12 protein-coding genes are annotated in these 12793 nt (G+C 65.6%); 3 read left to right on the top strand and 9 right to left on the bottom strand.

The window, feature by feature from the left end; translation table 11 throughout:
* Window positions 1–45 precede the first annotated feature (45 nt).
* From Q7J44_RS16665 to Q7J44_RS16630, 8 genes are all read right to left on the bottom strand, one after another.
* Entirely contained in the window at window positions 46–1020 is a 975-nt protein-coding gene (locus tag Q7J44_RS16665) for a phosphoribosylaminoimidazolesuccinocarboxamide synthase (RefSeq protein ID WP_304881784.1), read from the bottom strand.
* Window positions 1021–1321: 301 nt separating this feature from the next.
* A complete protein-coding gene (locus Q7J44_RS16660) occupies window positions 1322–2569 on the bottom strand; it encodes a lytic murein transglycosylase (protein ID WP_304881782.1) in 1248 nt (415 codons plus the stop codon).
* A 70-nt stretch (window positions 2570–2639) separates the two neighbouring features.
* Entirely contained in the window at window positions 2640–3737 is a 1098-nt protein-coding gene (locus Q7J44_RS16655) for a primosomal protein N' (replication factor Y) - superfamily II helicase (protein ID WP_304881780.1), read from the bottom strand.
* 12 nt (window positions 3738–3749) lie between these two features.
* Complete coding sequence (locus Q7J44_RS16650; RefSeq protein WP_304881778.1) at window positions 3750–4856, bottom strand: SPFH domain-containing protein; 1107 nt, start codon at window positions 4854–4856, stop codon at window positions 3750–3752.
* Window positions 4857–4901: 45 nt separating this feature from the next.
* Window positions 4902–5858, bottom strand: a complete 957-nt coding sequence (locus tag Q7J44_RS16645) for a DUF2927 domain-containing protein (RefSeq protein WP_370693024.1) — start codon at window positions 5856–5858, stop codon at window positions 4902–4904.
* Between the two features lie 10 nt (window positions 5859–5868).
* Entirely contained in the window at window positions 5869–7041 is a 1173-nt protein-coding gene (locus Q7J44_RS16640) for a toxic anion resistance protein (protein WP_304881774.1), read from the bottom strand.
* 47 nt (window positions 7042–7088) lie between these two features.
* Complete coding sequence (locus Q7J44_RS16635; RefSeq protein ID WP_304881772.1) at window positions 7089–7967, bottom strand: 5-bromo-4-chloroindolyl phosphate hydrolysis family protein; 879 nt, start codon at window positions 7965–7967, stop codon at window positions 7089–7091.
* 225 nt (window positions 7968–8192) lie between these two features.
* Entirely contained in the window at window positions 8193–9467 is a 1275-nt protein-coding gene (locus Q7J44_RS16630) for a pseudouridine synthase (protein WP_304881771.1), read from the bottom strand.
* 117 nt (window positions 9468–9584) lie between these two features.
* On the opposite strand from Q7J44_RS16630, the gene Q7J44_RS16625 reads away from it, so the two are divergent.
* On the top strand, window positions 9585–10049 hold the full coding sequence (locus Q7J44_RS16625; RefSeq protein ID WP_304881769.1) for a nucleoside deaminase: 465 nt from the start codon (window positions 9585–9587) through the stop codon (window positions 10047–10049).
* Between the two features lie 94 nt (window positions 10050–10143).
* Here the strand turns inward: Q7J44_RS16625 and Q7J44_RS16620 are convergent, their stop codons facing one another.
* The gene (locus Q7J44_RS16620; RefSeq protein ID WP_304881767.1) at window positions 10144–10842 is read right to left on the bottom strand and encodes a metal-dependent hydrolase; all 699 of its coding nucleotides are present in this window, start codon (window positions 10840–10842) and stop codon (window positions 10144–10146) included.
* A 139-nt stretch (window positions 10843–10981) separates the two neighbouring features.
* Here Q7J44_RS16620 and gatC point away from each other — a divergent pair, with 139 nt between their 5' ends.
* Entirely contained in the window at window positions 10982–11269 is a 288-nt protein-coding gene (gene gatC, locus Q7J44_RS16615; protein WP_304881765.1) for an Asp-tRNA(Asn)/Glu-tRNA(Gln) amidotransferase subunit GatC, read from the top strand.
* Window positions 11270–11277: 8 nt separating this feature from the next.
* Complete coding sequence (gatA, locus tag Q7J44_RS16610) at window positions 11278–12759, top strand: Asp-tRNA(Asn)/Glu-tRNA(Gln) amidotransferase subunit GatA (RefSeq protein ID WP_304882024.1); 1482 nt, start codon at window positions 11278–11280, stop codon at window positions 12757–12759.
* The last annotated feature ends 34 nt before the right edge of the window (window positions 12760–12793 follow it).

Raw genomic sequence — 12793 nt, 5'->3', positions numbered from 1 at the left:
GCGGCCAATCTATGCACTGCAGCGTTCTTTGCAAGACGGGTCACGTCAGACGAACCATGGCGACAGGTTGGCGCGGATCCGGTCCAGCGGGGTCGGGCCGGAGCTGTCGCCGTGGAAGGTCTGGCCGGTAATCGCCTCAAAAGCCTCGATATAGACCCGGGCGGTGTGCGTAATGATATCAGCGGGGATCTCGGGGATCGGGTCGGTATAGGGGTCGCAGCGGGCGGCGACCCAGGAGCGGATCACATCCTTGTCAAAGCTGGGCGGGCGGGTGCCGGAGTCGTACGCCTCTGCATAGCCGTCGGCGCGCCAGTAGCGGCTGGAATCGGGGGTGTGGATTTCATCAGCAAGCAGGATGCGGCCCTGCGCATCGGTGCCGAATTCATATTTGGTGTCAGCCAGGATCAGCCCACGCGCCGCCGCCATCTTCTGGCCTCGCACAAACAGCGCGAGGGCGTAGGCCGAGACCTCCTCCCATTGCGCAGGGGTCAGCAGGCCCTGCGCGAGGATGTCGTCGGCGGTGAGCGGTTCGTCATGGCCGCCGTCAAACGCCTTGGAGGTGGGGGTGATGAGCGGCTGCGGCAGTTGCTGATTGTCGCGCATCCCGTCGGGCAGGGTGTGGCCATAGAGCTTGCGATGGCCGGCGCGGTACTGGGTCAGCACCGAGGTCGAGGTGGTGCCGGCAAGGTAGCCGCGGACCACGATCTCTACCGGCAGAATGGTCACATGGCTCCCGATCACCACATTCGGGTCGGGGTAGCCCAGCACATGGTTGGGGCAGATGTCGGCGGTCTGGTCGAACCAGAACCGGGCGGTCTGGGTCAGCACCTGACCTTTGTAGGGGATGGCGGCCAGGATGCGGTCAAAGGCAGAAATCCGGTCGGAAGAAATCAGGATGCGCCGGCCACCCGGATGGTCCGCCGTGGCGGGCAGATCATAGCAGTCGCGCACCTTGCCGAAATAGGGGTTCGGCAGTTCGGGAATGCGGGCGTGGGGCAGAACGCGGGACAGATCAAGCATCAGGGCCTCCGGTCGGGGATAAAAGCGCTATTGCGCGGGCGGGGCGGCGAGTCAACGCCCCGGCGGTGTGCAGGGGGCCAAGGGTGATCTGATGGAGCGGCTGCGCCGCGTTGTTTTTATCTCGTCGCGCGCGTGCCGCGCGTCTCCTCGGGCGTGCGCTGCCCGCACGGGGAGTATTTGGATCAAGATGAAGGGAGAGCGTGCTTTGCGGCTTCATCTTGATCCAAATACTCAAAGAGCGACAGTCAGGCTGCGGGCCGGGGCAGGCTCCACTAGAACGGCCCCCCTGCACAGCTTTCTGTCAGCCGCCGAGCATCTGCAGCAGAGCGCGCGACGGTTCCCCGGTGACGGCCATGCCGCGCGCGCGCTGGAAGCCTTCGATTGCGGCGCGGGTTTTGGCACCGATGACGCCGTCGCTGCCTTCGGTGTCAAAGCCGGCGGCGGTCAGGCGGCGTTGCAGGTCCTGGCGGTCGGCGATGGTCATGCCGGTGGCGTCTGGCGGGAAATTGCCGCGGATGGGCCCGCCGCCGCGCAGGCGGTCGGACAGGTGGCCAACGCCGATGACGTAGTTCACCGCGTTGTTGTAGCGGGCGATGGCGTTGAAATTGTTGAAGATCAGGAAAGCCGGGCCACCCGCGCCCTGTGGGATGAGGATCGATCCTGCGCCATGGTTGGGCAGGCGGCCACCGTCGGCGGTGGTGATGCCCATCGCGGACCACTCGGCCGGGTTGCGGCCCTTGCCGCGCCCGGTGACGGCGGTGTTGAAGCCTGATGGCAGGCGCACCTCGACCCCCCAGGGCTGACCCTTGCGCCAGCCGGAGCGCGACAGGTAGGCCGCGGCGGAGGCGAGCGCGTCGGTCGGGTCATCGGCCCAGATGTCGCGGCGGCCGTCGCCGGTGAAATCGACGGCGAATTCCAGATAGCTGGTCGGGATGAACTGGGTGTGGCCCATCGCCCCCGCCCAGCTGCCGGTCATGTTGGCGGGGGTGGTGTCGCCGTTCTGCAGGATGCGCAGGGCGGCGGTGAGCTGTTGTTCGAAGAACGCGCCGCGCCGCCCGTCATAGGCGAGGGTGGCGAGCGCCGAGATCACCGGAACGGTGCCGCGCCGTTCGCCGTACTGGCTTTCCAGACCCCAGACGGCGGTGACCACCTCAGCTTCGACCCCGTAGCGGGCCTCGATCGCGGCCAGCGTGCCGCGATGCCGGGCCAGTGCTGCGCGGCCCTTGGCGATGCGGTCGGGGCTGGCGGCGATGGCGAGGTAATCTTCCAGCGTGCGGGTGAATTCGGTCTGGTTGCGGTCGCGCTCGACCACGCCGGGCAGGTAGCCTGCAGAGCGGAACGCGGTGTCGATGGTGGATTGCGAGATGCCCCGGCTGGCGGCGCGGGATTTGTAGCTGGCGACCCATGCGTCAAAGCCGGCATTGGGCACCGGCGACATGCCGGGTTCCGGTCCGCGTGGGACGATGGAACCAGTGCCGCCGCCGCCCACGCAGCCAGAAAGCCACAGGGCACCCAGACCCAGAGTGAATGCGCGTCGTTTCATCTGCATGACCTGCCCCTGCTTTTTATTATGATGTGATTCTAGACCATTGTGGCCGGGTCGGAAAGACGGCCCGGCGCTACATCTGGCTGAGATACGCAATACCGCCGATCACGATTGCGGCGGCGAGGACGGCAAAGGCGATCTTCCATGCAGAATAGGGCCGTTCGCCCTGTACCTTGCCGGTCTGGCCGTTGACGACAAAGCGGTAGGTCTTGCCGTTGTATTTATAGGCGGCCATCCAGATCGGCAGCAGGATATGCTTGAACGTTTCCGCACTGTAGGCGGTGTCGATCTGGTCGATCCGCTGTTCATCGCCGCCGATATCGTGGCGGATGTCCTGTGCGATCTGCCCGGCCATCACGTCGCGGGCGATGGTCTGGCCATCGGCAAGGCTGACGGTGTAGCCCTCTGACGTGAACCCGGCGAGGTAATCGGCGGAATAGGGCAGCAGCGCGCCCAGATCCCACGGGGCCAGCGCATCGGTGTAGCGGCGCGGCAAGGACGCACTGGCCAGCACCAGCACATCATCAAACCGGCGCGAGACCCAGCCTGAGGCGGCGTGCCAGCGGGTCTTGCGGACCTGTTCCTGCCGCCGTTCGTTCTTGCCGTTGACCTGCACGGTGATGGTGCGGGTTTCATAGTAATAGACCCCCCGCGCGCCGGAATAGCGGCTGCGGGTGGCGGCGTCGTAGGTCCAGTATGGGACGTAGAGGCCCGCAAGGCTGCGGCCCTTGCGGGCGTAGTCCACAAGGCCGCCGGGGGCAAACCACAGGCTGCCCAGCCATCTGACCATGGCCTCGCGCCCCTGCCGTTGGGTCAGGGCGAAGGGCAGCACGGCCTGCGGCTTGATCAGGCGCTGGGTGCCGGTACCGATGGCGACGGGGGTGGCGCAGAACGGGCATTCGGTGGCGTGTTCGGCCCCGTGGAATTCCACCTGCGCGCCGCAGGAGGGGCAGGGGGTGATCCGCACCTCTTCCATATCGGCGGGCGGCAGGTCGTCTTGCAACGCCCGGTTCAGGTCGAGTTCGTCCAGCGCGGCCTGTCGGGCCGGGGGGGCTTCGGGCAGGGCCTGCACATGGCCGCAATGGTCGCATTTCAGCGACAGGTCGCCGGGGGAAAAGCGCAGGTCTGCGCCACAGCTTTCGCAGGGCCAGCGGTGTTCCTGTTCAGCCATGATCTGCGCCTGTCACGCGCCGGGTGGTGGGGGCGGGACGGAGTCGAGCAAGCGTTTGAGCGGGGTGTCGGTTGCCAGTTTCCAGCCATCCTGCCCGGTGGTCCAGACCATGCTGGCACCGGACAGCTGACCCGAAGCCGCCATCGCGGCAAGGGTGGGTTCGTCGAACGGGCCTGTGGTCGCGCCATTTTCGGCGACATGCCAGAGGGTGGCAGCAGGCAGAGGCGGCGGCGGTGGCGGCGGGGCTGCTGCTGCCGGGGCGGCGGGGGGTGCCCCCCATGGCCCGGCGGCCTGCGCCATCGCGGCCCCCATGCCTGCAGCCATGCCAGCGCCCATCATCGCGCCCGCGCCCGAGGCCGGGTTGGCGATGCCCTCAGCCGCGTTGAACTGCATGTATTTGTTCAGATCCCCCGCGATGCCGATCGAGGTGCGCTTGTCGAGCACCTTTTCCACCTCTTGCGGCAGGCTGATGTTCTCGATGTAGAATTCCGGCAGGCTCAGCCCGTATTCCGCCACCAGCGGGTTGATCGCGGTGGTGATGATCTTGCCCAGATCGCGGGTATTGGCGGCCATGTCCAGCACCGGAATGGCGGAGGAGGCGATGGTCTGGCTGAATTCCTGCACGATGATATTGCGGATCTGCATCGACACTTCATCGGCGGTGAATTCCCCGTCGGTGCCGACGATTTCACGCAGGAACAGGGCCGGATCGCTGACCCGCATCGAATAGGTGCCAAAGGCGCGCAGGCGCACGGGGCCGAATTCGGGGTCGCGCGTCATGATCGGGTTCTTGGTGCCCCATTTCTGATCGTTGAAGCGCGTGGTGTTGATGAAATACACCTCGGACTTGAACGGGCTGGAGAAGCCGTGATCCCAGTGCTGCAGGGTGGTCATCACCGGCATGTTGTTGGTTTCCAACATGTAAAGACCGGGGCCGAACACATCGGCAATCTGGCCTTCATGCACGAACACCGCCGCCTGGCCTTCGCGCACCGTCAGCTTGGCCCCGTATTTGATCGCCTGCCCCCGGCGTTCGAACCGCCAGACCATCGTATCGCGGGTGTCATCGAGCCAGGAAATGACGTCGATGAATTCGCCTTTCAGAAAGTCAAATACCATGGCTCGTCTCCGTTGGTCTGAGGGATGTTCAGCGCGCGTGTGACGTCAACTTTCGCCACCCAAAAGGGCGCGCGCAAGGGATTCGACGATGGGCCGCGCCTCGGCCTCGGTCATGCCGGGGCGCAGGGCAGGGTTGTAGAGCATGCGCAGCATCAGCTCGTCCTGCACGGTCAGCAGGGCGAATTCCTCGTCGTCGTTGAAGATCGACGGGCGCGCGCGCGGGCTGTCATTGGCAAGGCCCATCGCCTGCGCGATTTCTTCATGCATGCACGACAGGCGCAACAGGTCGGGATGTTCGGCCCGGATCACCGCAAAGGCGCGGCTGTAGCGGCCGGAACTGCCTTCCGACATCGCGTAGACCAGACAGTAGGTTGAAATCGGCATGTTGGTGATGCCCGCGAGCTCACCCGCCGACAGGCCGGGCAGGGCAGCGGCGGCGACCGGGCCAAGCGCGCGGCGTTCATCCTCGTTCACGATGTAGACGTAGAAGTTCGGGGCCGAATCGTTCAGGGCGATCGGGTGGCCGGTCAGACGGCTGAGCCGGGCAAGGTAGGACCGGACCCGCGCGGTGTCAGTCGCGCGGGCGCTGGGGCTGACCGAGGCCCCAAAGCGCAGGCCCACCCGCACCGGGGTTTCCCAGCGGCGCAGCCGGCTGGCGGTCTGGCGCTGGATGGGGCCTGCACTGCCGCGCGCATATTCATCGTACAGCGCAATGCGGATGAAGTTTTCCGCCAGCATCCGGTCGGTAAAGGGCGTGTCGCGCCCGCCACCATCGGTGCGCAGCAGCCCGTTCGCCAGAAGGTCAGCCTGCACCCGCGCGAAATGCTGGCGCACGGCCATACTGGCGGCAGAGGGTGGCGTCTGCGGCACCATCACCGCCGCCGTGGGGCGGTTCGGGGCGTCGGGGGAGGTGCGCGGAGCTTGCGGACTGGCCACGCAGCCCACAAGCGCAAGACCGCACAAGGCGGACACAGTACTACGGAAAACAGCGGAAACGCGCATTTGGTCAGGCTTATCCTTTGGACGGCGGGGCAGGGCGGCGCGCGGTGGCCGCAGACAGCGTGTCGCGCAGCTCAGCCTCCATCTTCTGCAGCTCGGCTTCGGCGGTGGCGCGGCGGGCCTTGCCTTCATCGGCGATCTGCAGACTGTCGTTGATGGTGGCGATCAGCTGGTCATTGGCCTGCTTGACCGAGGCGATGTCGAACACGCCCCGCTCCATTTCCTCACGCACGACGCGGTTGGTTTCGCGCAGGTTGTCCGCGTTTTTGGTCAGCAACTCGTTGGTCAGATCATTCGCCCCGCGCACCGCATCGGCCGCCTCGCGTGAGCGTTGGATGGTAACGGCCTGTGCCAGCTGGGTTTCCCACAGCGGCACTGTGTTCACCAATGTCGAGTTGATCTTGGTGACGAGGCTTTTGTCGTTTTCCTGCACCAGCCGGATCGAGGGCAGCGATTGCATGGTGACCTGACGGGTCAGCTTCAGATCATGCACCCGGCGCTCCAGATCGTCGCGCGCGGCACGCAGGTCGCGCAGTTCCTGCGCCATTTTCACCTTATCATCTTCTGGTGCTGCGGCCACCTCTGCCTCTTTCGCCGGGATGGTGGTGGCGTCCAGATCGGCCATCTTCGCCTCACCCGCCGCGATATAGAGCGCGAGTTCGTCGTAGAAGTTCAGGGTTTTTTCATAGAGCACATCCAGCGAGCGGATGTCTTTCAGCAGCGTGTGTTCATGGCGCAAAAGGTCTTCGGTGACCTTGTCGATCTGGCCCTGCACGGTTTCATAGCGCGAGACGAATTTGCTAAAGGGTGCGGCCCGGCCGATCAGTTTTTCCCACCAGCTGCGGTCGCGGCGCAGGTCCAGCTCTTCGGCCCCGAACCCCCGGATGGTGGACACGATCTGGCGTAAGGAGTCGCCCGCGGGGCCGGCATCCTTGTTCCTCACATCGGCCAGCATTTCCTGCGAAATCACCTGCAATTCCGCCTGCGCCTTTGACCCGAAAGAGATGATCGACTGGGTGTTGTCCATCTCCAGCTCTGCCATGCGGCTGCGGATCAGCGTGGCTTTCTCGCCGGTGGCACCCGTCAGCGGCACGATCTCTGTTCCCGGTTCGGGCAGAACGACAGCGGTGACTTCTTCGATCTGGGTCAGGGTCTGTGCAGCCTGTTCGCGGGTGGTGGTTTTCATGGCGCTACTCTCAATGGGGTGTCGGTCAATGGGTTTGGGCTGGTCTGTTATGCTTCGGTTTTAAGCCGGTCGCGCAGCACGGAAATCTCGACATCCAGATCGCTGCGGTTGTCGGTCAGCAGGCGGCGCGAACGGTCGGCAAAGGTGGTTTCCAGATCATCCAGCAGCGCCAGATAATCGCTGCGCGCCTGCGCGTCACGGGTGCGGGCATAAAGGTCGGTAAACTTGACTGTCGCATCACGCGCCCCCATCAGATAGACCGACAGGTACTTGCGGGCAGCGGTCAGATCGCGTGGGTCATCCTCGACCGTGCGGAACAGCTGGCGCGCGGCGGCGGTGAAGCGGTCGACCCGCATCTCCAGCTGGCGGTCACCCGCGCGCAGGATGGCGTCGCGCATGGCGGTCAGATGCTTTTCCGCCTCATCCACGGCGCGGGCGACGCGGTCGGTCTGAAAGGTATCCATCCCCTCACTGCCTTTGTCGCGCATCGGATCGGGGCCGAAGGTGTTGAAATGCAGCGCCGCCCCGGCAAAACCGAACAGCAGCGGATACAGCAGGGCATCATGGCTCATCAACCCGCCTGCCACCAGAGCGGCCCCGGTCAGCACCGAGCCGAAGATCTTGCGCGGAAAGGCCGGGCGGCGCGCGATCTTGCGCGCGTCAAAGGCGGCATGGGCCTTCAGCCCCTCTCGCGTCAGAAAGGCGGCGGCGAGCATAAGGCCGGTGGCCGCCAGCCCGAACAGCAGCGCGCGCGGGGTGCCGGTAAAGGCGGCGGGCAGGAACAACAGCGCCGCGATCCCCAGAAACCGCGCTCGGCCTGCGCCTTTGAGCGGTTGTTTGCCATCGAAGGGGTGGGCCGGTGGCTGGGTGCCCTTGGCATCAGGTGATGCCCCCGGACTGAACCTGCCGCCAAATCGCTGCGCCATCTACAGCCCCCCGCCAAAAGCGACATAGCCGACAAGGCCGATCAGCAGGATGAAAGACAGGGTTTGCATCCCGTTTCCGGACATTTCAGCCTCATTCTGGCGGCAGCGGCACGGCGACGGACGGGCCTGTTTGCCTAGTATAGGCCAAGCGCCAATCGCTTGCCAGTGGTGACGCGGGCAGCAGGCTGTGGAAGGCAGTCCCCCGCCGCCACCCGCCGCCAAGGGTCATTTCCGGCGCGGCGGTTTGGGGCTGCCGCTGCGGGGTGCTGCGGGGCCTGCGTTGCGGGTGCTGGGCTTGGCCGCGGTCTTGGTGCGGCTGCGCGGCCTTGGCGCGGCGGTGTCGCCTTCGATCTGCAGGGGGGCGGGGCGGCGGGTGGATTTGGCCTCAGGCTTCGGGGCGGGTTTGGCGGCGGGTTTGGTGGCCGTGCCCCAGCTGTCGGCGAGTTGGCCCAGGGCTTTGCGGCCCCGGGTCGAGGTGACGGTGCCGGGGCCCTTTGCTGCGACGCTGGCGCGGGGCTGTCTGCCGGTGGTGGTCCGGCCGGGCTTTGGGGCTTCGTCGCGCGCGGGGGTGGCCGCGCTGCGCAGAGGTCTGTCGCCGGGCGTGGCGCGGGCGGGGCGCGGGCCGGTGCCGCGCGCCGGGCGGTCGTCATCGCCTGCGGTGCGGCTGGTGGTGCGGACGCGGGATTTCACCTTGGTCGGAATGTCGGTGGCGTCTTCGATCTGGCCGGAGATCAGCGCGCCCAGCTGGTCACGCAGGACGCGGGCCTTGATTTCCTCGACATCGCCCGGCTCCATCTCGTTCAGGCGGAACGGGCCGTAACTGATGCGGATCAGCCGGTTCACGGTCAGGCCGATGGCGAACATGGCGCGGCGGATCTCGCGGTTCTTGCCTTCGCGCAACCCGATGGTCAGCCAGGCATTGGCACCCTGATGCCGGTCGATCTTGACCTCCATCGGCTGAAAACGCTCGCCCTCGACGGTGATGCCTTTGCGCAGCGGCTCGATTTCCGGTTCGGTCGGGTTGCCCTTGACCCGCACCCGGTACTTGCGCAGCCAGCCGGTGGAGGGCAGTTCCAGCTGGCGTTTCAGCGCGCCGTCGTTGGTCAACAGCAACAGACCTTCGGAGTTCAGGTCGAGCCTGCCGATCGACATCACACGGGGCATGTCTTCGGGCAGGTTGTCGAACACGGTGTCGCGGCCCTTTTCATCGGAAGCAGAGGTCACCAGACCTTCGGGCTTGTAATACAGCCACAGCCGCGCGGGTTCGGGCGCGCCGACATGCTGGCCGGACACGCTGATCCGGTCAGCGGCGGTGACGTTCAGGGCGGGGGAAGAGATGACCTTGCCGTTGACGGTGACCTCGCCTGCCTCGATCAGCCGCTCGGCTTCACGCCGTGACGAGATACCAGCGCGGGACAGGACCTTGGCGATGCGCTCGCCTTCCGGTGAGGCGGCTTTGGGCGCGGCCTTCGGGCGGGGTGGCTTTTCATTTGCGGTCATGACTGTCATCCTTGGCACCGGGTGGCCGGCCCCGGGGGCTGTCTGCCCCCCAGGCCAATTGGTCTTTTGGACCAATGGCGAACCCGATTGGCTGAGCCTGAGAGTATTTGAGCCACGATGAAAGAGCAACGCGGGTTTACCTCCTTTATGGAAGAGGCGCTGGAGGAGGCGCGGGCGGCGGGCTTGCGCGGTGAGGTTCCGGTGGGGGCGGTGCTGGTGTCACCCGGCGGCAGGATCGTGGCGCGGGCGGGGAACCGGACGCGGGAACTGAGTGACCCGACGGCCCATGCCGAGGTGCTGGTGATCCGTGAAGCGTGCCGTCTGGCGAGGTCGGAACGGCTGCTGGGGTATGATCTGTACGTGACGCTAGAACCCTGCCCGATGTGTGCCGCCGCGATCTCGGCGGCCCGGGTGGGGCGGTTGTATTATGGGGCGTCGGACCCGAAAAGCGGCGGCGTGGCGGTGGGGGCGCGGGTGTTTGCGCACCCGCAGTGCCACCATGTGCCAGAGGTTTATGATGGGATCGGGGCGGGGGAGGCGGAGGCGCTTTTGCGGGCGTTCTTTGCGGGGCGGCGGGGCTAGGTTCCCGCCGTTTTGCCCGTTGTCAGGGGTTTCTTAACATTTGAGGGTGCCCGGGACCGGGCAGGCCCGTCTGGTGACGGGCCTGCGGGAAGGGTCAGAACCGGATCGGGTGCATCACCTGCGGCTCGATCAGGGTGGTGCCGGCGGGCAGGCCGGCCTTCAGCTCGGACGCGTCCTGCGCCAGCAGGCCGAAAGTTTTGTAATGGCAGGGGATCACGGTGTTGAAGTTGAAATACCGCCGCGCGGCATAGGCGGCGCGGGCCATGTCCATTGTGTAATGCCCGCCGCAGGACAGGATGCCGATGGTGGGTTTGTGGTAATCGGCCATCCAGTCCATATCGGCCATGATGTCGGTATCGCCCGAAACATAGATCACCTGACCTTCACCGGCGATCATAAACCCGGCCTCCGACCCGGCGGGAATGGGATTGCCGCCCGCAAAGTCGACGCTGGAGGAATGCGTTGCGTTGACCATCGTCACCTTGGCACCGCCTGCATCAATTGTCCCGCCCTTGCCAAAGCCGGTCACCTCTGGCGCGCCTTCACGCTTGAGGTATTCGGCCAGCTCGTGAATTGCGGCAATCGGGGCCCCGGTTTCCTGTGCGATGGCCACCGCACCGGACGCATGGTCGCCATGGCCATGGGTCAGAAAAATATGGGTCACGCCCGCCAGTGCGTCGGCGCGGCGGTCGGCGGGAAACATCGGGTTGCCGTCAAGCCATGGGTCGATCAGCAGGACCGCGTTTTCAATCTCGATCCGGAAACCGGAATGGCCAAGCCAGATGATCTGCATGGGTGTCTTCCTTGATGTGAGTGATCCTGAAATTGAGCACGCGGGTGGCCTTTGGCAAGGCCAGACGTGGTTTGCCGGGCTTGCAGGCTGCAAGGCGGGGGGCTAAACGAGGCGGGACATTGCAAGAAAGGGGCCAACCATGTCCATCGACATCGACACTGCCCGCAAGGTGGCGAAACTGTCCCGCATCCGGGTGGAAGAGGGCGATCTGCCCGATCTGGCGGAAAAGCTGTCGTCGATCCTTGGGTTCATGGAGCAGCTGAAGGATGTGGATGTGGACGGTATGGAGCCGATGACGAGTGTCACGCCGATGCGGCTGAAACGCCGGGCCGATGTGATCAGCGACGGCAACCAGCAGGCGGCGGTTCTGCGCAACGCGCCCGATGCGCGTGAGGGGTTCTTTGCAGTGCCGAAGGTGGTGGAATGAGCGCGGATATGACGGCTGCAAATGGCTGGACGATTGCAGCGGCGCGCGATGCGCTGCGCAAGGGTGAGGTGACGGCGGTCGATCTGACCATGGCCTGTCTTACGGCGATGGATGCGGGCGATGCGCTGAACGCGTTCGTGCACAAAACGCCGGAGTTGGCGCTGGAGCAGGCTCGGGCGGCAGATGCGCGGCTGGCGGGTGGCGATGCGCCTGCCATGTGCGGGATTCCGGTCGGCGTGAAGGATCTGTTTGCGGTCAAGGGCGTGCCCACACAGGCCGGGTCGAACATTCTGCGCGGGTTCCGGCCCGAGTACGAATCGACGGTAACCACCAAGCTGTGGGATGCAGGCGCGGTCTGCCTTGGCAAGCTGAACATGGACGAATTTGCCATGGGATCGTCGAACGAATCGTCGTGCTATGGCCCTGCGGTGAACCCGTGGAAGGTCGATGACCGCAAGCTGACGCCGGGCGGATCGTCGGGCGGATCTGCGGCGGCGGTGGCGGCCGATCTGTGTCTGGCCGCCCTGGGCACCGATACCGGCGGGTCGATCCGCCAGCCCGCGGCGTTCTGCGGGATTACCGGGATCAAGCCGACCTATGGCCGGGTCAGCCGGTGGGGCGTGGTGGCCTTTGCGTCCAGTCTGGATCAGGCCGGGCCATTGACCCGGACGGTGCGCGATGCGGCGATCATGCTGGGCGCGATGGCCGGGCATGATGCCAAGGATTCCACCAGCGCCGAGCTGGCGGTGCCGGATTTCGAAGGCGCGCTGACCGGCGATATCCGTGGCAAGAAGATCGGCATTCCGCGCGAATACCGGCTGGACGGGATGCCGGGCGAGATTGCAGCGCTGTGGGATCGCGGCATGGATATGATGCGTGATGCCGGGGCCGAGATTGTGGATATCTCGCTGCCGCATGCGAAATATGCGCTGCCGACCTATTACGTGATTGCACCTGCGGAAGCGTCATCCAACCTCGCCCGCTATGACGGGGTGCGCTATGGCCACCGCGCAAAGCTGGCGCAGGGCGATGGCATCACCGAAATGTATGAGAAAACCCGTGCCGAAGGCTTTGGCCCGGAAGTGCAGCGCCGGATCATGGCGGGCACCTATGTGCTGTCGGCCGGGTTCTACGACGCCTATTACAACCGGGCCCGCAAGGTGCGCGCCCTGATCAAACGCGATTTCGAGCTGGCGTTCGCGGCCGGAATCGATGCGATTCTGGCCCCGGCCACGCCATCCTCGGCCTTTGGGCTGGGGGAACAGGGCGGGGCGGACCCGGTGGAGATGTATCTGAACGACGTGTTCACCGTGACGCTGAACCTGGCCGGTCTGCCGGGGGTGGCGGTGCCAGTGGGGCTGGACGCCAAAGGGCTGCCGCTGGGGCTGCAGCTGATTGGTCAGCCGTGGCAGGAGGGCGAGCTGCTCAATCACGCCTATGTGCTGGAGCGTGCGGCGGGCTTTGTGGCCAAGCCGGCAAAATGGTGGTAATCGCTGCGTTTGAACTTCAATCTGGGTCTGACTG

Origin of the sequence: Pseudotabrizicola sp. (assembly GCF_030656345.1) — a bacterium.
Taxonomy (GTDB): domain Bacteria; phylum Pseudomonadota; class Alphaproteobacteria; order Rhodobacterales; family Rhodobacteraceae; genus Pseudotabrizicola.
The sequence above is the reverse complement of the archived record's forward strand: the minus strand, read 5'-3'. Positions and strand labels throughout refer to the sequence as shown.